General features: G+C 70.6%; 20 protein-coding genes and 1 pseudogene. 15 read left to right on the plus strand and 6 right to left on the minus strand.

Going from position 1 to position 22,260, the window contains the following annotated elements; translation table 11 throughout:
* Positions 1–19: 19 nt before the first annotated feature.
* Complete coding sequence (locus NBY69_RS14150) at positions 20–1,549, minus strand: class I adenylate-forming enzyme family protein (RefSeq protein ID WP_250301215.1); 1,530 nt, start codon at positions 1,547–1,549, stop codon at positions 20–22.
* Positions 1,550–1,722: 173 nt separating this feature from the next.
* On the opposite strand from NBY69_RS14150, the gene NBY69_RS14155 reads away from it, so the two are divergent.
* The 4 genes from NBY69_RS14155 to NBY69_RS14170 all read left to right on the plus strand — a co-directional run bounded on the left by NBY69_RS14155 (position 1,723) and on the right by NBY69_RS14170 (position 6,035).
* Positions 1,723–2,934, plus strand: a complete 1,212-nt coding sequence (locus NBY69_RS14155) for an amidohydrolase family protein (RefSeq protein ID WP_250301217.1) — start codon at positions 1,723–1,725, stop codon at positions 2,932–2,934.
* The gene (locus tag NBY69_RS14160) at positions 2,934–4,097 is read left to right on the plus strand and encodes an acyl-CoA dehydrogenase family protein (RefSeq protein WP_250301219.1); all 1,164 of its coding nucleotides are present in this window, start codon (positions 2,934–2,936) and stop codon (positions 4,095–4,097) included. The genes NBY69_RS14155 and NBY69_RS14160 overlap by 1 nt, the downstream gene beginning before the upstream one ends.
* Entirely contained in the window at positions 4,097–5,071 is a 975-nt protein-coding gene (locus tag NBY69_RS14165; protein WP_250301220.1) for an acyl-CoA dehydrogenase family protein, read from the plus strand. The genes NBY69_RS14160 and NBY69_RS14165 overlap by 1 nt, the downstream gene beginning before the upstream one ends.
* A 475-nt stretch (positions 5,072–5,546) precedes the next feature.
* Complete coding sequence (locus tag NBY69_RS14170) at positions 5,547–6,035, plus strand: ATP-binding protein (protein ID WP_250301221.1); 489 nt, start codon at positions 5,547–5,549, stop codon at positions 6,033–6,035.
* An 89-nt stretch (positions 6,036–6,124) separates the two neighbouring features.
* Here NBY69_RS14170 and NBY69_RS14175 read toward each other — a convergent pair whose 3' ends face one another.
* Positions 6,125–7,051: a cyclase family protein gene (locus NBY69_RS14175; protein ID WP_250301222.1), complete on the minus strand. Its 927-nt coding sequence runs from the start codon at positions 7,049–7,051 to the stop codon at positions 6,125–6,127.
* An 84-nt stretch (positions 7,052–7,135) separates the two neighbouring features.
* Between NBY69_RS14175 and NBY69_RS14180 the strand changes: the two genes are divergently transcribed.
* The 4 genes from NBY69_RS14180 (at position 7,136) to NBY69_RS14195 (ending at position 12,401) form a co-directional block, all read left to right on the plus strand.
* A complete protein-coding gene (locus tag NBY69_RS14180; protein WP_250301223.1) occupies positions 7,136–8,050 on the plus strand; it encodes an SDR family NAD(P)-dependent oxidoreductase in 915 nt (304 codons plus the stop codon).
* 56 nt (positions 8,051–8,106) lie between these two features.
* Complete coding sequence (locus NBY69_RS14185) at positions 8,107–9,345, plus strand: acyl-CoA dehydrogenase family protein (RefSeq protein ID WP_250301224.1); 1,239 nt, start codon at positions 8,107–8,109, stop codon at positions 9,343–9,345.
* On the plus strand, positions 9,342–10,391 hold the full coding sequence (locus tag NBY69_RS14190) for a Zn-dependent alcohol dehydrogenase (protein ID WP_250301225.1): 1,050 nt from the start codon (positions 9,342–9,344) through the stop codon (positions 10,389–10,391). The genes NBY69_RS14185 and NBY69_RS14190 overlap by 4 nt, the downstream gene beginning before the upstream one ends.
* Positions 10,392–10,832: 441 nt before the next feature.
* Positions 10,833–12,401 (plus strand): alkaline phosphatase, encoded by a 1,569-nt coding sequence (locus tag NBY69_RS14195; RefSeq protein WP_250301226.1) that lies wholly within the window; start codon positions 10,833–10,835, stop codon positions 12,399–12,401.
* Between the two features lie 25 nt (positions 12,402–12,426).
* Here NBY69_RS14195 and NBY69_RS14200 read toward each other — a convergent pair whose 3' ends face one another.
* Positions 12,427–13,458 (minus strand): GlxA family transcriptional regulator, encoded by a 1,032-nt coding sequence (locus tag NBY69_RS14200; RefSeq protein WP_250301227.1) that lies wholly within the window; start codon positions 13,456–13,458, stop codon positions 12,427–12,429.
* Positions 13,459–13,528: 70 nt separating this feature from the next.
* On the opposite strand from NBY69_RS14200, the gene NBY69_RS14205 reads away from it, so the two are divergent.
* Entirely contained in the window at positions 13,529–14,794 is a 1,266-nt protein-coding gene (locus NBY69_RS14205) for an MFS transporter (protein WP_250301228.1), read from the plus strand.
* 154 nt (positions 14,795–14,948) lie between these two features.
* Positions 14,949–16,265, plus strand: a complete 1,317-nt coding sequence (locus NBY69_RS14210) for an MFS transporter (protein WP_250301229.1) — start codon at positions 14,949–14,951, stop codon at positions 16,263–16,265.
* A gap of 48 nt (positions 16,266–16,313) precedes the next feature.
* On the opposite strand, the gene NBY69_RS14215 is transcribed toward NBY69_RS14210, so the two are convergent.
* Complete coding sequence (locus NBY69_RS14215; protein WP_250301230.1) at positions 16,314–17,495, minus strand: methyltransferase domain-containing protein; 1,182 nt, start codon at positions 17,493–17,495, stop codon at positions 16,314–16,316.
* 451 nt (positions 17,496–17,946) lie between these two features.
* On the minus strand, positions 17,947–18,720 hold the full coding sequence (locus NBY69_RS14220; RefSeq protein ID WP_250301231.1) for a DNA-binding transcriptional regulator: 774 nt from the start codon (positions 18,718–18,720) through the stop codon (positions 17,947–17,949).
* A 321-nt stretch (positions 18,721–19,041) separates the two neighbouring features.
* Here NBY69_RS14220 and NBY69_RS14225 point away from each other — a divergent pair, with 321 nt between their 5' ends.
* The 3 genes from NBY69_RS14225 to NBY69_RS14235 all read left to right on the plus strand — a co-directional run bounded on the left by NBY69_RS14225 (position 19,042) and on the right by NBY69_RS14235 (position 20,445).
* Positions 19,042–19,542, plus strand: coding sequence for a hypothetical protein (locus NBY69_RS14225; RefSeq protein ID WP_250301232.1), 501 nt, complete (start codon positions 19,042–19,044; stop codon positions 19,540–19,542).
* A gap of 74 nt (positions 19,543–19,616) precedes the next feature.
* Positions 19,617–20,273: a trans-aconitate 2-methyltransferase gene (locus NBY69_RS14230; protein WP_250301233.1), complete on the plus strand. Its 657-nt coding sequence runs from the start codon at positions 19,617–19,619 to the stop codon at positions 20,271–20,273.
* The gene (locus tag NBY69_RS14235; RefSeq protein WP_250301364.1) at positions 20,266–20,445 is read left to right on the plus strand and encodes a hypothetical protein; all 180 of its coding nucleotides are present in this window, start codon (positions 20,266–20,268) and stop codon (positions 20,443–20,445) included. The genes NBY69_RS14230 and NBY69_RS14235 overlap by 8 nt, the downstream gene beginning before the upstream one ends.
* A gap of 37 nt (positions 20,446–20,482) precedes the next feature.
* Here NBY69_RS14235 and NBY69_RS14240 read toward each other — a convergent pair whose 3' ends face one another.
* Complete coding sequence (locus tag NBY69_RS14240) at positions 20,483–21,073, minus strand: flavin reductase family protein (protein ID WP_250301360.1); 591 nt, start codon at positions 21,071–21,073, stop codon at positions 20,483–20,485.
* 151 nt (positions 21,074–21,224) lie between these two features.
* Here NBY69_RS14240 and NBY69_RS14245 point away from each other — a divergent pair, with 151 nt between their 5' ends.
* Together NBY69_RS14245 and NBY69_RS37630 are read left to right on the plus strand one after the other, a co-directional pair.
* Positions 21,225–21,755: a GntR family transcriptional regulator gene (locus tag NBY69_RS14245; RefSeq protein WP_250301234.1), complete on the plus strand. Its 531-nt coding sequence runs from the start codon at positions 21,225–21,227 to the stop codon at positions 21,753–21,755.
* Positions 21,756–21,778: 23 nt separating this feature from the next.
* A pseudogene (locus NBY69_RS37630) lies at positions 21,779–22,246 on the plus strand (ATP-binding cassette domain-containing protein); the annotation flags it as partial.
* Positions 22,247–22,260 lie beyond the last annotated feature (14 nt).

Consider the following 22,260-nt stretch of genomic DNA (forward strand, 5'->3'; position numbering starts at 1 on the left):
CCGCACCGGACGGCAGCCGTCAGCTGTACCGCTCCCGCAGCTTGTACTTGAGCACCTTCCGCAGCGCGTCGTTGCGCGGCAGCGCGTCCACCACCTCCAGCTGCTCCGGCAGCTTGTACACCGAGAGCCCCTGGCCGCGCAGGAACGCCGAGACCTCGGCCAGCGTCAACTCCCCGGCGCCGGGCGCCCGCTCGACCACCGCGCAGACCCGCTCCCCGCGCTCCGGGTCCGGCAGCCCGATCACCGCCGCGTCCCCCACCCCCGGGTGTTCATGGAGCAGATCCTCGATCTCCTTGGCGGAGATGTTCTCGCCCTTGCGGATGATGATGTCCTTCACGCGCCCGGTGAGCACGAGGTGGCCGCTCTCCGTGAGGTGCCCGACGTCGCCGGTGATCAGGAACCCGTCCGCGTCGAAGGTGTCCGCCGCCAGGGCCGGGTCCGCGTACCCCTGGCAGACCGCCTCCCCGTGCAGCCGCACGTCCCCGTCCACCCCGGCAGGTACCGGCTTGCCCGCCTCGTCCACGATGCGGATCTCCATCCCGGCAGGCGGACGGCCCTCCGTCGTGGCCAGGTTCTCCGCCGTGTCGTCGGGCGCCCCCATGGTGATCATGGGGACCTCGGTCATGCCGTACCCGTGGGTGAGCTGGACGCCCATCTCGCGTACGACCGCGTGGTAGATCTCCGGCGGTTTCGGCGCCCCGCCCCCGGCCAGCAGCCGCAGGGTGGGGATCAGCTTCCGGTCCGGGTCCTTGCGCTGCTCGGTGAGGAACATCGAGTAGAACGCGGTGGACCCGCCCGCGACCGTGACCCCGTGCCTGCGGTAGCCCTCCAGCGCCGCGGGCATCGCGAAGTGCTCGAACATCACGGCGGGGAAGCCGTAGAGGAGCAGCATCACCGTGTAGTCGGGGCCCGCGATGTGCGCGAAGGGGAAGGCCATCGAGCCGACGTCGGACGCCGACAGCTGGAGCGCGTGGGCCAGGCAGGAGCCGCCCGCGATCAGTGAACGGTCGGTGTGCAGCACGCCCTTGGGGTCGGACGTGGTGCCCGAGGTCCAGTAGATCCACCGCACCGCCGTACCGTCGGTGGGCGGCGGCGGGAGGACGGCGGGGTCGCCGTCCGGCAGGTCGTCGTACGCCTCGAACACCCCGCGCGCGCCCAGTCGTTCGGCCATCGCCCCGTGGTCGAAGCCGCGCCAGGTGCCCGGTACGGCGAAGAAGTCGGCCCGCGACTCGCGCAGCGCGAAGCCGACCTCGCGGTCCCGGTAGAAGGGGATCACCGGGGACTGCACCGCGCCGATCCTGGCCAGCGCGAAGGAGAGCAGCGCGGTCTCGATCCGGGTGGGCAGCTGCCAGGTGACGACGCTTCCCGGCCGTACGCCCATGCCGTACAGCCCGGCGGCGACCCGTTCCGAGCGGTCCCGCAGTTCGCCGAAGGTCAGGCGGCGGTCCTCCTGGAGCAGGACCGGCCGGTCCGGGGTGAGCGCGGCCCGGCGCTCGATGAGCTCCCAGAGCGTGCGGGACGCGCCCAGTGCGTGCGCGGTTTCGTCCATGCGGCGAACTCCCTCGCGGCAGACAGTACAACTGACGGGTAGTCAGATCGTGCGGAGAGCGTAGGGCTCTGCGCCTTGTCGGTCCAGAGGGTCGGGGCTAGCCTGGTTTCTGACGGGCCATCAGATATCCGCGCACCGGATGTCCGGCCACCGGATACGCCGGAAGGGACACCATGACCGAACTGCCCCGGATCATCAGCGTCGACGACCATGTGATCGAACCGGCGCATCTCTTCGAGACCTGGCTGCCCGCGAAGTACCGGGACCGCGGGCCGAAGCCGCTGACGGCGGGCATCGGCGAGCTGGCCTATGTGGCGGGGAAGTACCAGATCACCATGGACCCGGCGGGCCCGCCGACCGACTGGTGGATCTACGAGGACCTGAAGTTCCCGTACAAGCGCAACATCGCCGCCGTCGGCTTCGACCGCGACGAGATGACCCTGGAGGGCATCACCCGCGCCGAGATGCGGCGCGGCTGCTGGGACCCGGCCGCGCGGCTGAAGGACATGGACCTCAACCACGTCGAGGCCTCGCTCTGCTTCCCGACCTTCCCGCGCTTCTGCGGCCAGACCTTCGCGGAGGCGCACGACAAGGAGGTCGCGCTCGCCTGCGTCCGCGCCTACAACGACTGGATGGTCGAGGAGTGGTGCGGTGACAGCGGCGGCCGGCTGATCCCGCTCTGCCTGATACCGCTCTGGGACATCGACCTCGCGGTCGCCGAGATCCGGCGCAACGCCGCGCGCGGGGTGCGGGCGGTGACGTTCAGCGAGATCCCCACCTATCTGGGGCTGCCGTCGATCCACTCCGGGTACTGGGACCCGTTCTTCGCGGTCTGCGAGGAGACCGGGACCGTCGTCAACATGCACATCGGCTCGTCCTCGCAGATGCCCGCCGCCTCCCCGGACGCACCGCCCGCGGTGCAGGCCTCGCTGTCGTTCAACAACGCGATGGCGTCGATGATGGACTTCCTGTTCTCCGGGGTGCTGGTGAAGTTCCCGGCGCTCAAGCTGGCGTACAGCGAGGGCCAGATGGGCTGGATCCCGTACGCCCTGGAGCGCGCCGACGACGTCTGGCAGGAGCACCGGGCCTGGGGCGGGGTGAAGGACCTGATCCCCGAGCCGCCGTCGACGTACTACTACCGGCAGATCTTCTGCTGCTTCTTCCGCGACATGCACGGGGTCGCGTCGCTGGACACCGTCGGCCGGGACAACGCCACCTTCGAGACGGACTACCCGCACGTCGACTCGACCTTCCCGAACACCAAGGAGGTCGCCCTGGAGCACGTCAAGGGGCTCGACGACGAGACCGTCTACAAGCTGATGCGCGGCAACGCGATCCGCATGCTGGACCTCGACTTCGACAAGCCGGGCAGGACCGGCCGCTGATGGACCTCACGTACACGGCGGAGGAGGAGGTCTTCCGCGGGCAGCTGAAGGAGTGGCTGGCCAAGGCCCTCCCGACGCTGCCGCCCGCGCCGGATCCGCTGGACTGGCCGGGACGGCGGGCGTACGACACGGCGTGGCAGCGGATGCTGTACGACGCCGGGTACGCGGGGCTGCACTGGCCCGCCGACGCGGGCGGGCGCGGCGCCACCCCCACCCAGCACCTGATCTTCCTGGAGGAGACGGAGCGGGCCGGGGCGCCGTACGTCGGGGCGAACTTCGTCGGGCTGCTGCACGCGGGCCCGACCGTCGCCGCCGAGGGCACCGCCGAGCAGCGGGCCCGCTGGCTGCCGCCGGTGCTGCGCGGCGACGAGATCTGGTGCCAGGGGTTCAGCGAACCGGACGCGGGCTCCGACCTGGCCTCGCTGCGGACCCGCGCGGTCCGCGACGGCGACCACTACGTGGTCAGCGGGTCCAAGATCTGGACCTCGCACGCCGAGGTCGCGGACTGGTGCGAACTGCTGGTCCGTACCGAGCCGGTCAGCGAGAGCGTCCCCAAGCACCGGGGGATCACCTGGCTGGCGATGCGGATGGACGCGCCCGGGGTGACCGTACGGCCGCTGCGGACCCTCGCCGGATCCACCGAGTTCGCCGAGATGTTCCTCGACGAGGTACGGATCCCGGTGACCGACCGGGTCGGCGAGGAGAACGACGGCTGGCGCGTCACCATGGTGACCCTGTCCTTCGAACGCGGCACCGCCTTCGTCGGCGAAGTGGTCGCCTGCCGCCGCGCGCTGGGCGAACTGGCGCGCGCCGCACGGGAGAACGGCCGCTGGTCCGGCACCGTGCTCCGCCGCCGACTGGGCAGGATCGGCGCCGAGTTCGCCGCGCTGTGGCGGCTCACCCAGTGGAACGTGAGCGAGGCCCAGCGCAGCGGCGGGGTGCCGGGTACCGGTGGTTCGGTATTCAAACTCCGTTACTCGCACGCCCGCCAGGAGTTGTACGAGGTGGCTGCCGAGGTGCTGGGACCGGACGCGCTGGACCTCTCGCACCCCTGGAACCAGGACCGGCTGTCCTCGCTCTCGTACACGATCGCCGCCGGTACCTCGCAGATCCAGCAGAACATCGTCGCCGAGCGCATCCTCGGCCTCCCCAAGGGGCGCTGATGGACTTCCGGCTCACCGACGATCAACTGGCCCTGCGCAACGGCTTCCGTGAGCTGCTCGCCGGACGCTTCGACCGGGAGGCACTGCGGGCGGCCGTGGACCGGGGCACCCTGGACCGGGCGCTGTGGCGGGAGCTGGGCGACGCCGGGCTGTTCTCGCTGCGGCTCCCCGAGGCGCGGGGCGGTGTCGGGCTCGGACTGCCCGAGGCCGTACTCGTCTTCGAGGAGGCGGGGCGGGCGCTGCTGCCGGGCCCGCTGGTCGCCACGCACCTCGCGGCCGGCGCGGTGCCGGGCGCCGACACCGGGGAGGCGGTGGTCACCGCGTCGGACGGCGCCCTGGTGGAGTGGCTGGCGGAAGCCGACGACGTGCTGGGCCAGGACCTCGCCCAGGGCGCCCGCCCCATCCGGTCGGTGGACCCGCTGACCCCGCTGCACCGGGTGGGCGGGGAACGGACCGCCGGGCCGGACGTGGTCCTGCCGCCGGGCACGAACGTGGTGACCCTGACGCTGCCACCGGACGCGCCCGCGCTGACCGCGGCGCTGCTGACGGCGGCGCTCCAGCTCGGCAGCGCCGCCCGCACCACCGAGCTGGCCGTCCAACACGCCCGGCAGCGCGAACAGTTCGGACAGCCCATCGGAGCATTCCAAGCCGTCAAACATCTGTGCGCGCAGATGCTGGTACGGACCGAGATCGCCAGGGCGGCCGTGTACGCGGCTGCCGTCACCGCCGAGGCGGCGGCGGACGAGGCGGACGTGACGGGCGCGTGCGTGCCCGACGCGTACGAGGCGGCCGGTGCGAAGCTGCTCGCCGACGACGCGGCCGTCCGTAACGCCCGGGACTGTCTCCAGGTCCACGGCGGTATGGGATTCACCTGGGAGGCAGATGTTCATCTCCACCTGAAGCGGGCCTGGGTCAGGGCCGGGCAGTGGATCACCGCGGCCGAGGCCGAGGAACTGGTCGCGTCCCGGTTGTGAGGCGCCGGGGGCTCCGCCACCGACGCCGCCGCCGCTGTCCGGCGGGCGCCACGGCGGCCGTCGCGGCGGGGTCACCGAGCGTTGATATCGGGTTGTGTCCTCCGGCGGACTCGTCACGGGCCGGAGTCGGGGCCGCGCTCCGGTACGCTCCGAGTGATGCGAACGACCGTGTTGCGCGGATGTCCCGGTGTTGCCTGTGAGGTGGACACCGGGCGGGGAATGCGTGCCGTTCGCACCGTACGTGGGTGCGAGAAGTGCCCTCGTTCGACTGTCCGCAACAGGCGTCGCACAGTATGCACCACGCCTACTCCTTCGCGCTGGAATATGCCCGAAGCGCTTGTTGCGGTGACTGTACGTCAACCATGCTGTCTCTCAAGGGAATCACGGTCCGTGACTCCTGGGAGGCGCTAGGCGATGTTCCCCCGGTGCTTGAAAAGGGTGGGGGTACCCCCGGCCGGTTCGGATGGTGTGAGCGGTGCAGGTGCTTCAGGTGCAGCTGGAGATCGGACCCGATCCCGCGGAGGTGGGACGGGCCCGTAGATGGGCGCGGTCCAGGCTCGTCGGATGTGGAATAAAGGTCGACGAGCCACTGGCCGAGACGCTCATTCTGTTGATCTCGGAACTGGTCACCAACGCCGTGGTGCACACCGGTTGTCCGGCTGTGCTGCGGATGCTGTTCGGCCCGGCCGACGACGCGGGCACGGTACGGGTCGAGGTCGCCGACACCAGCGCCTGCCCGCCCCGGCCGCGGCACGCGGAGGGCGAGGACACCAACGGCCGTGGCCTGGAGCTGGTCGACGGGCTCGCGGACCGCTGGGGCTGGCAGGCCGAGGGGCGCGGCAAGTCCATCTGGTGCGAGGTGGACCGGGGCGTGTGCGAGGCCGCGGGTGGTGCGCCGGGGCGCACGGAAGGCACCTGCGAGCCCAGGTATCAGCCCGTACGCCAGGTCACCCGTCCTGCGTGACGCGCAAAAGGTAATAAGTCGGTCGTAATGGTGCGGAGATGGCGGGCGGTTCTGCCGTCATCCGGAACGCACCTCCAGCCGGTCGCCCGTCACAGGACGGCCACCGGCGCGACCGGTGATCCCGTGCCACCCGCGAAGGGTTCGGGTGTCGCGGTGAGCAGGAAGGCGTACCGCCGCTCTTCTGCACAGGCTGTGGACAACTTTTCGAGATTCCAGTTCTGGCCCTGGAGCATGCCCATCTCCACCAGGTCCAGGGCGTGCACGGGCATCCAGAGATCCTCGATCTCGGGCGGGAACACCTCGAACGTGACGGTGTCGTTGGCGACCGCGGCGACATCCCTGGCGTGGAACCACTCCGGCGTACGGACGGACAGTCCCGGCGACGGATAGGTGTAGCCGTGCTTGTCGCCGCCCAGGTAGAGCTGCATCTGACCGGTCCGTACGAGCACGACGTCCCCGGCGCGCACCTTGACTCCGCCGAACTCCTCCGCCGCCTCCAGATCTTCGGGCGTCACCGCATGACCTCCCTCCAGGCGGTCCACGCCCCGGGCGCGCGCCACGTCCAGCAGTACGCCGCGCGAGACCAGGTGCCGCACGGTCCCGATCCCGCTGAACTCGGCTCCCGCGTGCGCGGTGACGGAGGTCGCGGGGCGGCCGTTGTAGATCTTCCCGGAGTGCGACGCATGGGTGAGCGCGTCCCAGTGGGTCGCCGTCTGGAGGCTCATCGTCACGATGTCGTCGCTGGTGGCGACGGTGCCGGGGCCGAAGAGCTCCTGGTTGATCTGGACCATCGCGTGCAGCGGGTTCACCCGCCCCGGGATCATGCCGGTCTGTACGCCGTCGTGCTCCAGCGGTATCGCGAGGGGGATCCGGCGGCCGGTGCGCACGGTCGCCGCGGCCTCCCGTACGACCTCGTCGGTGATCAGGTTCAGGGTGCCGATCTGGTCCTCGGAGCCCCAACGCCCCCAGTTGTTCACACGTTTGGCGATGTCGTGGAATTCCGCCGGCAGGGACATCGGGCCTCCAGGGGGCTTGTGCTCGGCTGACTGGCTACCCGTAAAATCTAACGGTCCGTCAGAAACCGCGGGAAGGGGCCGGACATGGGGAACTTCTTGGCAGGCAAAGTCATCGCCGTGACAGGTGCCGGGCGTGGCATCGGCAGGGCGGTCGCATGCGCCGCCGCAGCCGAGGGCGCGAAGGTCGTCGTCAACGACTACGGCGTCTCCATCGAGGGAGGTGAACCCGCCAGCGAGGTCGCCGAGTCCGTCGTCAAGGAGATCGAGGCGGCGGGCGGCGAAGCGGTCGCGGTCGCCGACGACATCTCGACGATGGCGGGCGGTCAGCGGATCGTCGATGTCGCACTGGAGCGGTACGGGCGGATCGACGGCGTCGTGTGCGTCGCCGGGATCCTCCGCGAACGCATGCTCTTCAACATGTCCGAGGAGGAGTGGGACCCGGTGGTCGCCACCCATCTGAAGGGCACGTTCACCGTCTTCCGGGCCGCGTCGGCGGTGATGCGCAAACAGGGCTCGGGCACCCTCATCGGCTTCACCAGCGGCAACCACCAGGGCAGCGTCGCCCAGGCCAACTACAGCGCGGCCAAGGGCGGCATCATCTCGCTGGTCCGCAGTGCGGCGCTCGGCCTCAACAAGTACGGCGTGACCGCGAACGCGGTGGCCCCGGTGGCCCGGACCCGGATGTCCGCGAACGTACCCATGGAGCTGAAGGAGATCGGCGAACCGGAGGACGTGGCCGCCCTGGTGACGTACCTGCTCTCCGACCGGGCGCGCGCGGAGAAGATCACCGGGCAGGTGTACACGATCGCGGGCCCGAAGATCGCGGTCTGGGCCCAGCCGAGGGAGCTGCGGGCCGGTTACGCGGAGGGCGCGCCCTGGACGCCCGAGCGGATCGCGGACTTCCTGCCGGGGACGGTGGGGGTGGACCCGATGCCGATGCTGGCCCAGCTGGAGGAGATGGCGCGGGCGGCGGCGGCGAAGGAGCGGCCCAATGGGTGATCCGGCGGCCGTCCGCCGAGCCGGCCGCCCGTACGCTCCCGTGGAGGAGGCGCACCGTGGACTTCACCCCCGGGCCTGAGGACAGCGCCTTCCGCGCGGAGGCCCGCGCCTGGCTCGAAAGCCACTTCGTGGGCGAGTTCACCGCCGCCGAATCCATCGGCGGACCCGGCACCGAACACGAGGCACCGGAGCTGCGCCGCGCCTGGGAACGCGAACTGGGCGCGGGCGGCTGGGTCGGCATCGGCTGGGACGGCGAAGGTCGGGGCGGCGCCGGTCAGGGCGAAGGCCCGGCCGGTACGGGCCGTGGCCCGTACGGGAACCGGCGCGCCACCCTCACCCAACAGGTCGTCTGGGCCGAGGAGTACGCCAGGATCCGCGCCCCCGGCCGGGTCGGCCACATCGGCGAGAACCTGCTCGCCCCCACCCTCATCGCCTTCGGCGACGACGAACAGCGGGCCCGCTTCCTGCCGCCGATCGCCCGTGGCGAGGCCCTCTGGTGCCAGGGCTACAGCGAGCCGGGCGCCGGTTCCGACCTGGCGGCGGTGCGCACCGCCGCCGTACCGGACGGGGGCGGCGGCTACCGCGTCACCGGCCAGAAGATCTGGACCTCGCTCGCCCGGGAGGCCGACTGGTGCTTCGTACTGGCCCGCACCGAGGCGGGCAGCCGCGGCCACCGCGGGCTGTCGTTCCTGCTGGTCCCGATGGACCAGCCGGGCCGGATCGACGTACGGCCGATCCGCCAGCTCTCCGGCACCAGCGAGTTCAACGAGGTCTTCTTCGACGGTGCGCGGGCGGACTGCGTGGTCGGCGGCGAGGGCAACGGCTGGCGCGTCGCCACCGGCCTGCTCGCGCTGGAGCGCGGGGTCTCCACACTCGTCCAGCAGATCGGCTTCGCCGCCGAACTGGCCGAGGTGGTGCGCACCGCCGTCACGTCCGGGGCCGCCGACGACCCGGTGCTGCGCGACCGGCTGGTACGCCAGTGGGCCGAGCTGCGCACGATGCGCTGGAACGCCCTGCGCACCCTGGGCCGCACCGACGACATCGGCGCCCCGAGCGTGGCCAAGCTGCTCTGGGGCGGCTGGCACCAGCGTCTCGGCGAGCTGGCCGTACAGGTGCGGGGGGCGGGCGGCGCCGTCGGACCGTACGACTGGGAGCCGGCGAACCCGTACCGACTCGACGCACAGCAGAGCCAGTTCCTCTTCAGCCGGGCCGACACGATCTACGGCGGCTCGGACGAGATCCAGCGCACCATCATCGCCGAGCGGGTGCTCGGCCTACCGAGGGAGCCGAGATGAGGGGTGTCGTCTTCGACGGCAAGCAGGCCCGGGTGGTCGACGACCTGGAGATACGTGACCCGGGGCCCGGCGAGGTCCTGGTGGACATCGCGGCGGCCGGTCTCTGCCACAGCGATCTGTCCGTGATCGACGGGACGATTCCCTTTCCCGCACCGGTCGTTCTCGGCCACGAGGGCGCGGGCGTCGTCGAGGCGGTCGGTGCGGGCGTGAAGCACGTGGCGCCTGGTGACCACGTGTCGCTGTCCACGCTGGCCAACTGCGGCGCGTGCGCGGACTGCGACCGGGGCCGCCCGACGATGTGCCGCAAGGCGATCGGCCGGCCGGGGCAGCCGTTCTCGCGCGGTGGCCAACCGCTGTACCAGTTCGCGTCCAACTCGGCCTTCGCCGAACGCACGGTGGTCAAGGCGGTCCAGGCCGTCAAGATCCCCCAGGACATCCCGCTGACCTCGGCCGCCCTGATCGGCTGCGGGGTACTGACGGGTGTGGGGGCGGTACTGAACCGGGCGAAGGTCGACCGCGGCGACTCCGTGGTGGTCATCGGCACCGGCGGCATCGGCCTCAACGTCCTCCAGGGCGCGCGGATCGCGGGCGCGGCGACCGTCGTCGCGGTCGACGCGAACCCCGACAAGGAGGCGGTGGCCCGGCAGTTCGGGGCGACGCACTTCCTGACGTCGGTGGAGGGCGTACGGGAGATCCTGCCCAAGGGCGCCGACCACGCCTTCGAGTGCGTGGGCCGGGTGGAGCTGATCCGCCAGGCGATCGACCTCCTCGACCGGCACGGCCAGGCGATCATGCTGGGCACCCCGCCCGCGACGGCGGAGGCGTCGTTCCTGGTGTCGTCGATGTTCCTGGACAAGTCGATCCTGGGCTGCCGGTACGGGGCCTCGCGCCCGCAGCGGGACATTCCGCTGTACGCCGGGCTGTACCAGCAGGGGCGGCTGCTGCTCGACGAACTGGTGACGGAGACCTACCCGGTGGAGGACTTCGCGAAGGCGGTGGACGACGCGGAGCACGGGCGGGTGGCACGCGGGGTCCTGACGTTCTGATGCTCAGACGTTCTGAAACTCGGACGTTCAGACTCTCTGACTCTCTGACTCTCTGACTCTCTGACGTTCTGAGCCTCGGACTCTCCGACGTTCGTAAGCTCCGATGTCCGGACCTTCCGGCTACCCGGCCTTCCGGCTATCCGGATACCCGGCTATCCGGCCTTCTGACTGTCCGGATACCCGGCTATCCGGCCTTCTGACTGTCCGGTGATCCGGCTGCTCGTTCGGAGCAGCCGGATTCGGCCGGGTTTCGGCCCGCCACGTGCCTTCCCCGCGTGCTCCGTCCAGTCGCTGCGGCCCCGGCGGCGGTACCCGGGGCTCGCGATCGCGCCTTTCCGGCAACCGTCACACGCACGATGCGTGGCGTTCAGCGGTACGGCCACTCGGTCCTGTGACTCTCGTTCGCGACAAGAGGCCCCAGGAGCCAGGGAGTCAATTCGCATGCCCGCAGCAGACGCAGCACGCTCCGCTCTCACCGGCCGCCGCCGGTTCCTCGCAGGTTCCGCCGTCGCGCTCGGCGCCGCGGCCACCGTCCAACTTCCGTTCTCCGGCGCCGCATCCGCCGCCGCACCGGCCCTCCCCGACGGGCTGTTCCGGCTCGGCATTGCGTCCGGCGACCCGCTGCCGGACGCCGTCGTCCTCTGGACCAGGCTCGCACCCGACCCGCTGAACGGCGGCGGGATGCCGGACGCCCCGGTCACCGTCGAATGGCAGATCGCCGAGGACGAGCGCTTCCGCACCATCGTGCGCCACGGCACCGAGAGCGCCGTACCGGAGCGTGCCCACAGCGTGCACGCCGACGCCAAGGGGCTGAAGCCGGACCACAGATACTGGTACCGGTTCCGCTGCGGCGGCCAGGTCTCGCCCGTCGGCCGCACCCGGACCGCGCCGGATCCGCTCTCCTCCGGCGGCAAGCTCCGCATCGCCCTCGCCTCCTGCCAGAACTGGCAGCAGGGGTACTTCACCCCGTACGCGGACATGCGCGCCCAGGACCCCGACCTGGTCCTCTTCGTCGGCGACTACATCTACGAGTCCACCCCGTCGGCCGCCGCCGTGCGCGTCCACGAGGGCCACGGCGAGCCGTACACCCTGGGCCAGTACCGCAACCGCTACGCCCAGTACCGCACCGACCCCGACCTCCAGGCGATCCACGCGCAGGCGCCCTGGGTGGTGACCTTCGACGACCACGAGGTCGACAACGACTACGCCGGCCAGGTCCCGCAGGATCCGGCCAAGCAGTCGCACGAGGCGTTCGTCGCCCGGATCACCGCCGCCTACCAGGCGTACTACGAGCACATGCCGGTGCGCGCCGCGCAGGTCCCGAACGGGCCGCACGTCCAGATGTACCGGCGCTTCGACTACGGCCGCCTCGTCCGGCTGAACGTCCTGGACACCCGCCAGTTCCGCAGCAACCAGGTCAGCACCCAGGCGGGCGCGGAGGACCCGAAGCTCACCATGCTCGGCGCGCGGCAGAAGGAGTGGCTGCTGCAGGGGCTGCACCGCTCACCGGCCCAGTGGAACATCATCGCCTCGCAGATCATGATGGCCGAGACCGACCTGAAGCTCGGGGCGGGCAAGCTCTGGTACTACGACGCCTGGGACGGCTACCAGGTCGAACGCAACGCCCTGATGGCCGAGTTGCAGAAGGTCCACAACCCGGTGGTGCTCTCCGGCGACCGCCATCTGACGATGATCAGCGACCTGAAGAAGGACTTCGCGCACCCGTCGTCGGCGGTGGTCGGCGCGGAGTTCGTCGGTACGTCCATCTCCAGCGGCGGCGACCAGGACCTGGCGGCGTTCCACAAGGAGTGGGACCCGCTGAAGGCCGACAACCCGCACTGGAAGGTCATCGACGCGCACCGCGGCTACCACCTGTTCGACATCGGGCAGTCGTCGGTGGACGCGCAGGTGCGGGTGGTGGACACGGTGCTCAGCCGGAAGGCGAAGGCGAGCACCCTGGCCCGGCTGCAGGTGCGGTCGGGGCGGCCGGGGGTGCAGCTGCTGCGCTGAGCCCGGTCTTACGGTCCCGGCCGGTTCACGGTGCCACGCTCCCGGCCGGGGTGCCGTGTGCCTGGCGGTCCCCGGCCGGGGCGCCGTGTGCCGTACGGAACGTCCGCCGGTACGCGGTCGGCGTCACTCCCAGCGCCGCCTGGAAGTGCTGGCGCAGCGACTGCGCGGTGCCGAACCCCGCGTCCTGTGCCACCTCGTCGACCGACAGGTCCGAGGACTCCAGCAGATACCGGGCACGCTCCACCCGCTGACGGGTCAGCCACTGACCGGGGCTGATGCCCGCCTCCTCCCGGAAGCGGCGGGTGAAGGTGCGGACGGACATCGACTCCCGCGCGGCCAGGTCCCGCAGCCGGATCGGCTCGTGCAGCCGGCCCAGCGCCCAGGCCCGTGCCCCGGTCGTCGTCGCCGACTGCGCGTCCGGCAGCGGGCGTTGGATGTACTGGGCCTGTCCGCCGTCCCGGTGCGGCGGGACGACCGTACGGCGGGCCACGTCGTTGGCGACCGCCGTTCCGTGGTCGCGGCGCACGATGTGCAGACACAGGTCGATGCCCGCGGCCACGCCCGCCGAGGTCAGTACGTCGCCGTCGTCGACGAACAGGACGTCGGGGTCGACGCGCACGGCGGGGAACAGCCGCTGGAAGTGCTCGGCGGACGACCAGTGCGTGGTCGCGGGGCGCCCGTCGAGGTATCCGGCCGCGGCGAGGACGTATCCGCCGGTGCAGATGGAGACGAGCCGGGTGCCGGGCCGGATGTGGGCAAGGGCGGCGGCCAGCTCGCCGGTGAGCCTGCCCTCGGTGTGCACCGGGCCGAGTTCGTACGAGGCGGGGACGACGACGGTGTCGGCGGTGGCGAGCGCCTCGGGTCCGTTCTCGACGCTGATGGAGAAATCGGCGTCGGTACGGACGGGGCCCGGCGGGCGCACGGAGCAGGTGACGACCTCGTAGAGCGGGCGCCCGTCGGGGCCGTGCGGGCGGTCGAAGATGCGGTGCGGGATGCCGAGTTCGAAGGGGAGCAGCCCGTCGAGGGCGAGCACGACGATCCGGTGGGGCCGGGGCATGGGGCTCTCCGTTCCTCCTTGTGAGACAGGACTGGTGGTCCAGACCACTCCTTGATATGCATCAGACACTGTGACTGAAAAGCACCTGACCGACCAGGTCATTCCCGAACTCCCTTCCCCGCTCTCCCCGGCAGGCTTCGACAGTGAGCCGCTGACTCTCTGGAACCGCAACTTCCGCTACTTCTTCACCGCCCGTACCGTGGCCCGCTTCGGCGACGGCATGGTGCCCGTCGCCCTCGCCGCAGGGCTGCTGGACACCGGTCATGGCGCCTCCGCCGTGAGCTTCGCGCTCGGGGCCTGGACGGTGAGCTTCGCCGGGTTCGTCATCGTGGGCGGAGTGCTGGCGGACCGCTTCACCCCTCGCCGGATGATGGTGCTCGCGGATGCGATGCGCCTCGTCGCCACCACGGTGCTCGCGCTGGTCTTCGTGACGGGCGCGCCGCCGCTCTGGCTCGTGTACGGGCTGAGCGCGGTCAACGGCCTGGGCGCCGCGCTCTTCCAGCCGGGCGTCGCGAGCATGCTGCCCAAGGTCGTCCCCGACGTGCAGCGCGGCAACGCACTGCTGCGGGTCGCCGAATCGCTGACGACGATGGCGGGCCCCGCGGTGGCGGGCGCCCTGGCCGGAATGGGCGGCCCCGGCACGGTCTTCGGCCTGAACGCGGCGACCTTCGCGGTCAGCGGCATCTGCCTCTTCCTGATCCGGATGGCCCCGATGGCCCGCAGTCACGGCGAGTCGCTGGTGGCGGAAATCGTGGGCGGCTGGAAGGAGTTCAAGGCACGTACCTGGCTCTGGGGTGTCATCGCCGTCTGGACGGTGTACGGGGTGATGGTCCTGGGCCCGCTGATCCCGCTGGAGGCGGTCGTCGTCACCGGGCGGCACAGCTCCGCGATGTACGGCCTGATGATGACGGTCAACGGCGCGGGCAACGCGGTCGGCGGCCTGATCGCCATGCGCGCCCGCCCCCGCCGCCCGCTCTTCGCCGGTACCTTCGCCCTCTTCGGGATGATCGCCAACCTGCTGGTCCTGGCCTACGACGTACCGCTGGCGCTGCTCTCCCTGGGCTTCTTCATCGGCGGTGTGGCGTCCGCGTTCTGGCTGGTGATGTGGTCGACGACGGTCCAGACCCACGTACCGACGGAGGCCCTGAACCGGCTGCACGCGTACGACGTGGCGGGCTCGATGATCATGCTCGCGGTCGGCCGGGCGCTGGCCGGACCGGTCGCCGACGCGGTCGGTATGAAGCAGGTGCTGGTGACCGGGGTGGTGATCAACGTGCTGGTGTGCGCGGTGCTGTTCGCGGTCCCGGCGATACGGGGGCTGCGGCGCAAGGTGTAGGCGCAGGCCGCGGGGCGTGCAGGCCGTACGGAGGGCGCGCACGCCGTCCGGGTCGCTCAGGGCCGTAACGGTCGCGCAGGCCACTCGGACCCGGTGGCCCGATCGTATCGAAGGCTGTCCCCCGGGCCACTCGTACGGCCCGGCCGCCCGCGTGATGCTGGGCCGCGTGACGCAGACAAGCGAACATCTCGCCGCCCCCGAACGGCCACCCCTCGGCCGCCGACCGCGCCTGCACCGCGCCTGGTTCGTCGCCGCGGTGACCTTTGTGACGATCATCGGCGCCGCGGCCTTCGCGTCGCTGCCGGGGCTCCTGATCGATCCGTTGCATCGGGAGTTCCACTGGTCGCGCGGCACGATCGGCTTCGCGGTCTCGGTGAACCTCGCGCTGTACGGGCTCACGGCGCCGTTCGCCGCGGCCCTGATGGACCGCTTCGGGATCCGCCGGGTGGTGGCGGTCGCGCTCACCGTCATCGCGGTCGGCTCGGTGCTGACGGTGTGGATGACGGCCGCCTGGCAGCTGATCCTCTACTGGGGCGTCCTGGTCGGTCTGGGCAGCGGCTCGATGGCGCTGGCGTTCGCGGCTACGGTCACCAACCGTTGGTTCGTCGCCAAGAGGGGCCTGGTCACCGGCGTCCTCACCGCGGCGGGCGCCTCCGGCCAACTGGTCTTCCTACCGTTCCTGTCCTGGCTGGTCGAACACCACGGCTGGCGCCCGGCCGCGGTCACCGTGGCACTGGCGGCGCTCGCGGTGGTGCCGCTGGTCTGGATCCTGCTGCGCGACCATCCGGCGGACGTCGGCCAATCTCCCTACGGTGCAACAGAGTTCGTACCGAAGCCGCCGTCGGCCACGGGTGCGGCCCGCCGTACCCTGGACGTGTTGTTCCGGGCGGCCCGTACGGGGCCGTTCTGGCTGCTGGCCGGTACGTTCGCGATCTGCGGCGCGTCCACCAACGGCCTGGTGAAGACCCACTTCGTCCCGGCCGCCCACGACCACGGCATGCCCGTCACGGCCGCCGCCTCGCTGCTCGCGGTGATCGGCGTCTTCGACATCATGGGCACGATCGCGTCGGGCTGGTTCACCGACCGCTTCGAGTCCCGCCGGCTGCTGGCGGTCTACTACGCGCTGCGCGGCATCTCGCTGCTCTTCCTCCCGATGCTGCTCGCTCCGTCCGTCCACCCGCCGATGGTCTTCTTCATCGTCTTCTACGGCCTCGACTGGGTGGCCACGGTCCCGCCGACCATCGCCCTCTGCCGTGAGCACTACGGCGAGGACAGCGCGATCGTCTTCGGCTGGGTGCTGGCCTCGCACCAGGTGGGCGCGGCACTGGTCGCGTACCTGGGCGGTCTGGCGCGGGACGTCTTCGGCTCGTACGACGTGATCTGGTACGCGTCGGGGGCGCTCTGCGCGGCGGCGGCGCTGATGGCACTGGTGATCAGGCAGCGGCCGGTGATGGCAGTCGCGGCGGGCTGAAACCTAGAGGGGGGGGAGCTCCTCAGGCCGAGAAGCGGCTGCCCGGGTTCATGCACCGAGGTTCCAGCGTCGGCCGTCCGGTGCGTACCAGGCGTGCACATGGCCGTCCGGTGCACGAGTGATTCCGTAACGGGACTGGTCGGGCATCCCTTGCTCGGTCCACCACCTCCAGGCAGCTTCGACCTCCTCCCACAGCTCTCCGGGGCCGCCCCAGGTGACGGTCGCGCCTCCGTGTGGCGCTGTCAGCGGTGTGCGCGCCCATGCTCCGTCCGGTGTCTGGAGTTGCAGAGCGGTCCGGCCGTCGTCGTCGATGTGGTAGACGAGTTCGGCGTCAGGCAGGGTGAAACCGAGCAGCAGCCGGAACGGGTAGCAGCCACGGATGTCGGTGGCCGTCACCACGGTCGGTCGCGTTCCGGTCTCCGTCGCGTACGGCGCGCGTTGACGGTTCGGGTAGGTCGTGGGTGCGCTCCGTGCGGGCATGAAGCGCCCGCTCGTGCGGGTGTAGTGCCCGGTTGCCGTGCCGTCCGCTTCGACGGCGAGGCGGACGATCCCCCCGTCGATCCCGCACGCGAGGTCGGTGAGGACGAACCCGCCCGGCTCTGTCTGCTCGATCCACGCATCCGGGATCCGGGGCACCGAGCACGTGGCAATGATCCGGTCGAACCGTCCCCCTCCCGGGAAGCCGCTCTGCCCGTCTCCGACTGCGAGGTGCGGATGGAAGCCCAGCTGTCCGAGACGGGTCCGCGCGAGCTGTACGAAGTCCGGGTCCACGTCGACGGAGTGCACCAGATGGTCAGCGAGGCGGGCAGAGAGCAGGCCCGCGTTGTATCCGGTACCCGTTCCGATTTCCAGGACGCGCTGCCCGTCCTGCACCGACAGGTCGTCCAGCATTCCCGCCATCAGGCTCGGCAGAGTGCTGGACGACGTGGGGATCCCCGTCCACGCCTGGTCATCCACCTTCTCGGCCGAAGCCGGGTCGAGGGCCGTGACGAGCGTGCGGTCGCGGTAGACATCCTCAAGCCCGCCCTCGTGGACGGTGTGCCGCAGGCGCCACACCGTGATGCCCCTGGCATTGGTCTCCTGTTCGTACCAGCGGGGCACGAGAACGTGCCGGGGGACCTTGGAGAACGCCTCGGCCCACTGCGGCGTGCGGATCACGCCGGCCTTGGCCAGTTCGTCGGAGAGCACGGCCAGGTGCGGTCGTGCGATGTCGGCAGCTGACTGATTCACGCGGCTGCTCCTTGCAGTTCGTCGGCGATGGCTTCCGCGATCGGCAGATCCGTGGCGTGCGCGATCCAGTCCCCCGTACCTCGGCCGCGAAGGCCCGTACGGATTCAGGTCGGTTGGTGATGAGGGTCGGAGCGATCCGCAGGCCGGCTTCCCGGGCTGCGGCCAGCTGGACCGGCTTGTACTCGGCGCGGGACATGGCAGCTGGGTTGCTGACCCACCGGCAGCCCACCAGAGCAGTGATGACCCCGCCGAGCCCGGCGCGGCCTGCGCGGCGGCGAAACGCCGCTCAGGCCCGGACATGTCTTCGGGGAAGGAGAATCCTCCCGGCGCCCGGAAGTAGACAGCGTCGATGTCCATCGCGCCTCGTTCGTCGTCGCGGTGACCGCACTCGGTGGCCAGGGGCCCGCACGGCCGCTGCCGCTGCTTCCTTGCAGGGGAGCGACCCGATCCCTCACTGACGTGTAGTCGAGTACCGCTCAATGCTCGCGCGGCCTGTCGACCGGTCGAGTAGACGCAGCTCCCACGGGCCCGTGTTCACATCGAATTCCTTGCCGAACCCGACCCACTTGCCCGCCATCCGTCGGCCTGTCGGCTCGACGAGTAGCTGAATCGCACCGTGGTACCGGGCGCCCTGGTAGTACCCGTTGGCCGCCGTCTGCTCGGTCCACGTACCGGTGACGACGTTCCGGTCAACGGTGAGGTCCAGGGACAACGGACTGTCCGGGTTGGTCGATGCTCCGGGCAGGCTCTGGGCTGTCAGCCGGTTGCCGTGCTGGACGATCACGACGTGATGCTTGCAGCCGTATGTCTCGTCGCGGCTGGACGAGTAGAACTCGTACCGGGACAACCAGATGCCCGCGTACTCGCTCTGCGGCTCCGGCTCCGGGCTCGTGGCAGCGTCAGCCGTGCCGATTTCCCCAGCCTCCATGTCGTGACCTCCCGCGCCGTCTGAATGGATGCGTGCCATCGGGATCGCGAACCCCAGCAGTTCAGGGGTGCGGCCGGTGAACCGCTTCAGCGCCCGTGCGTACAGCGGGCGGCACGTCTTGGTCTCCCCGGACTCCCAGCGCTGCACGAGTCGCTTGGAAGCGTCGTTCGGTTCCCCAAGTTCCTCGCCCGTGCCCCGCAGGCCCTGGGCGAACTCGTCTTGGCTCAGGTTCATCGACTTGCGTACGGAGGTCAGCACGTCGTTGGGGATTCGCTCATGCTCGGCCGCAGTTGTCATGATCCGAGGGTAGCCACGTCACGCCTCCAATGACACCGGTTTGACGCCTTCGGCGTGACACCGACATGACGTCCGAGGGACGCCTTGAACGTCGCCGCAATGGTCACGCCCGATGCGGAACATGGACGTCATGTCCATCAGCATCAGCGCTTACCTGGTGAGAGTCGACGGCACTCGGACCGAGCCACGAACCCTGTACGAGGGGGAGGGCGGGGAGCCTCTCGCTACTGGTCTCATGCCGCCGTGCCTGTGTCCCAGGTGTGCGGGTGGACGACGTGACCGGAGCACCACGGAACCCCAATTACGTGGAGGTAAGCCAGCATGAGCACGGTAGTAGTGATTCGCGATCCGAAGGCGTACGTCACCCCGGACGTGTGGGAGCGGGAGGTGGCCCTCCTCCTCCGCAACCCGGAGAACACGCGCGAACTGGCAGAAGCCAAGTTCGGGCAGGCCATCGCCTACCTGGTCACGTGCGGTGAGAACCCGGACCTTCTCATGGGCCCGTCCGGGCAGGTGGACGAGGCCTGGCACTCATTCATGCTCGACTCGATCCCGTACCACCACTTCACCAACCGGCACTTCGGCCGCTACATCCACCACGTTCCGGAGCTTCCCGGTGCGACGGCGGGGGTCCAGTGCGTCAGCGACGACAAGGCGACGCGGGACGGGCACGACTCCGAGACCGGCGGCCCGCTCGTTCTGGAACAGACGATCAAGGCCATCAAGGCGGCCGGGTTCGAGATCGACGCCGACCTGTGGGGCATGGAGAACGCGGCCGACTGCAACCAGTGCCACGCCGGGTGCCACGACTCGCCCAAGTAGCAACACACAGCATGTGAGTTGGGGCCTACTCCGTACGTTGGGGGTGGGCCCCTTTTGCCGGAAAGGATCACCGCATGTCATTGGCTGAGTCCTGGGACAGGTACGCGGTCGGGAGCAAGCCACGCAGGACAGTGAACGCCAAGGGCGAAACGACCTGGCTGAACTGGACCCAGTACGCCGATCACGGGCCGAACGAGAGCGTTCTGGGTCCCGTGGCCGGACGTCGGGTTCTGGAACTCGGCTCGGGGAGCGGTAGCAACCTCGCGCACCTCGTGACGCTTGGCGCGACTGGCCAAGGGGTGGACATCGCCCCCGCCCGAGAGGCGGTCGCGCGGGAACACTGGGGCAGTCTGCCCGGCCTTGAGTTCCGTACGGCGGAGGCGACGGCGTTCCTGAACGAGACGGACGAGACGTTCGATGTCGTGCTCTCGATCTTCGGCGCTGTGTGGTTCGTCGATCCGGACACCCTGCTCCCGCTGATCCGCTCGCGTATGGCGCCAGGAGGCATCCTGGCCTTTTCGCATGTGCCTCCGGGCGGCCAGGGGCCCAAGCCCGCCAGAGCCGGACTGCGGTACGACCGCACCTCGGACGAGTGGGGACACATCCTGACGGTGTACGGCTTCTCTGACGTGCGTGTGTCTCTGATCGACCCGCCAGAGGGCAGGGCCGTGGGCACGATGCTTGTCCGCGCCTTGGCGGGCTCCCTACGGTGCGCCGGAGCTCGTGAGTAGCCGCCGCCCACGACCACGGCATGCCCGTCACGGCCGCTGCTTCGGTGCGCTGGCGCGGGACGTGTTCGGCTCGTACGACGTGATCTGGTACGCGTCGGGGGCGCTCTGCGCGGCGGCGCTGATGGCACTGGTGATCAGGCAGCGGCCGGTGGCGGCAGTCGCGGCGGGCTGAAGGGTGAGGCGGGCCGAGGCCTGAGGAGGCAGCCCCCTCAGGCCGTGAAGCGGCCGAACTTCCCCTGGTGGAACAGCAGCGGCGCACCCTCGCCCGTGCCGCCCAGTGCCTCCACCCGGCCCACCACGATCAGGTGGTCGCCGCCCGTGTGCACGGCGTGGATGCGGCAGTCGATCCAGGCCGGTACGTCCGCGAGCAGCGGTGCGCCCGTCACGGGTGCGGGGGTGTGGACGACGCCCGCGAACTTGTCCGCGCCGCTCACCGCGAAGCCGCGGCACAGTGGGCCCTGGTCCGCGCCCAGGATGTTGACGCAGAAGGTTCCGGCGCGGGCGATGCGGGGCCAGGTCGTCGACGTACGGGCGACCATGAACGCGACCAGTGGCGGGTCCAGGGACAGTGAGGCGAACGACTGGCAGGCGAAGCCGGTCGGGCCGTCGGCGTCGGTGGCCGTGATGACCGTGACGCCGCTGGCGAAGTTGCCCAGTACGCGGCGGAATTCGGCCGGGTCGACCGGCAGCCGCTCGTCGTCCGCGACGGCCCGCAGGTCGGGGCGGGGGAGCGGGTCGACCGGCTGTGCCGTCGTCGGGGCGCCCACGGACCTGAGGTATCGGACGGCGGTGACCGCCATCCCTGCGTGTCCCATCACTCCTCCATTGAAGCTGACGGTGCGTCAGATGGGAACCCCCGGGCGCCCGGACGGCTTGTGGGGGTACCTGTCGGCGTTGCCCTGAGTCTGTGTCATCATCCTTTCACTAACACGTTAGTGAAAGAGGGTGGAGATGGTCGCATTCCGGATCGACCGGCACAGCGGGGTCGCCACGTACCTGCAGATCGTCCATCAGGTGAAGACCGCGCTGCGCCTCGGTGCACTGGAGCCGGGGGACCGGCTCCCCACGACCCGGCAGGTGGTGGAGGCCACCGCGATCAACCCCAACACCGTGCTCAAGGCCTACCGCGAGCTGGAGCGGGAAGGGCTCGTCGAGCCACGGCCCGGCAAGGGGACCTTCGTGTCCCGCTCGCTCTCCAGACCGGAGGCCGCGGCGGGCTCCCCGCTCCGCGCGGAGCTTGCCGACTGGCTGGCGCGGGCCCGCGAGGCCGGGCTCGAACGCGAGGACGTGACGGCCCTGGTGGCCGACGCGCTGGACGAGAGCCATCCGCGTACCCAGAACATCCCGCGCTCCCAGGGCACCCCGCGTTCCCAGGACTCCCCGCGCTCGTCGAAGCCGCGCTCATCGAAGCCGCGCTCATCGAAGCCGGGCTCATCGAAGCCGGACTCGTCGGAGCCGGACTCATTGGAGGAAGAAGAGTGACTGTTCCGACCGCAGACACAGCGGTGCGGGCGCAAGGCCTCGGGCTCAGGTTCGGCAGCGGATGGGCCCTGCGTGACTGCGACTTCGCGGTACCGGCGGGCCGGATCACCGGCCTCGTCGGCCCCAACGGCGCGGGCAAGAGCACCCTGCTGCACCTCGTCTCGGACCTGATGCGCCCCACGACCGGCGAGGTCCGCGTCTTCGGTGCCCTGCCCGGCGCCCCCGGGGCCCGTGACCGTACGGCCTTCCTCGCCCAGGACAAACCGCTCTACGCCGGCTTCACCGTCGCCGACACCCTCCGGTTGGGGCGCAAGCTCAACCGTGGCTGGGACGCCGCCCTGGCCGAGAGCGTCGTACGGGCCGGGGACATCTCCCCGCACGCCCGGGTGGGCACCCTCTCGCCGGGGCAGCGCACCCGGATCGCGCTGGCCGTGGTACTCGGCAAGAAGCCCGATCTGCTGCTGCTCGACGAGCCGTTGGCCGACCTCGACCCCGTCGTACGCCA

It is taken from the genome of Streptomyces sp. A 4/2 (assembly GCF_940670765.1).
Taxonomy (GTDB): domain Bacteria; phylum Actinomycetota; class Actinomycetes; order Streptomycetales; family Streptomycetaceae; genus Streptomyces.

Coding starts and splice junctions, on each gene's coding strand:
- NBY69_RS14225 (WP_250301232.1), top strand. CDS start 19,042: ATGAGCACGGTAGTAGTGATTCGCGATCCGAAGGCGTACGTCACCCCG.
- NBY69_RS14180 (WP_250301223.1), top strand. CDS start 7,136: ATGGGGAACTTCTTGGCAGGCAAAGTCATCGCCGTGACAGGTGCCGGG.
- NBY69_RS14230 (WP_250301233.1), top strand. CDS start 19,617: ATGTCATTGGCTGAGTCCTGGGACAGGTACGCGGTCGGGAGCAAGCCA.
- NBY69_RS14165 (WP_250301220.1), top strand. CDS start 4,097: ATGGACTTCCGGCTCACCGACGATCAACTGGCCCTGCGCAACGGCTTC.
- NBY69_RS14150 (WP_250301215.1), bottom strand. CDS start 1,549: ATGGACGAAACCGCGCACGCACTGGGCGCGTCCCGCACGCTCTGGGAG.
- NBY69_RS14155 (WP_250301217.1), top strand. CDS start 1,723: ATGACCGAACTGCCCCGGATCATCAGCGTCGACGACCATGTGATCGAA.
- NBY69_RS14220 (WP_250301231.1), bottom strand. CDS start 18,720: ATGACAACTGCGGCCGAGCATGAGCGAATCCCCAACGACGTGCTGACC.
- NBY69_RS14245 (WP_250301234.1), top strand. CDS start 21,225: ATGGTCGCATTCCGGATCGACCGGCACAGCGGGGTCGCCACGTACCTG.
- NBY69_RS14160 (WP_250301219.1), top strand. CDS start 2,934: ATGGACCTCACGTACACGGCGGAGGAGGAGGTCTTCCGCGGGCAGCTG.
- NBY69_RS14200 (WP_250301227.1), bottom strand. CDS start 13,458: ATGCCCCGGCCCCACCGGATCGTCGTGCTCGCCCTCGACGGGCTGCTC.
- NBY69_RS14210 (WP_250301229.1), top strand. CDS start 14,949: ATGCTGGGCCGCGTGACGCAGACAAGCGAACATCTCGCCGCCCCCGAA.
- NBY69_RS14195 (WP_250301226.1), top strand. CDS start 10,833: ATGCCCGCAGCAGACGCAGCACGCTCCGCTCTCACCGGCCGCCGCCGG.
- NBY69_RS14190 (WP_250301225.1), top strand. CDS start 9,342: ATGAGGGGTGTCGTCTTCGACGGCAAGCAGGCCCGGGTGGTCGACGAC.
- NBY69_RS14175 (WP_250301222.1), bottom strand. CDS start 7,051: ATGTCCCTGCCGGCGGAATTCCACGACATCGCCAAACGTGTGAACAAC.
- NBY69_RS14240 (WP_250301360.1), bottom strand. CDS start 21,073: ATGGCGGTCACCGCCGTCCGATACCTCAGGTCCGTGGGCGCCCCGACG.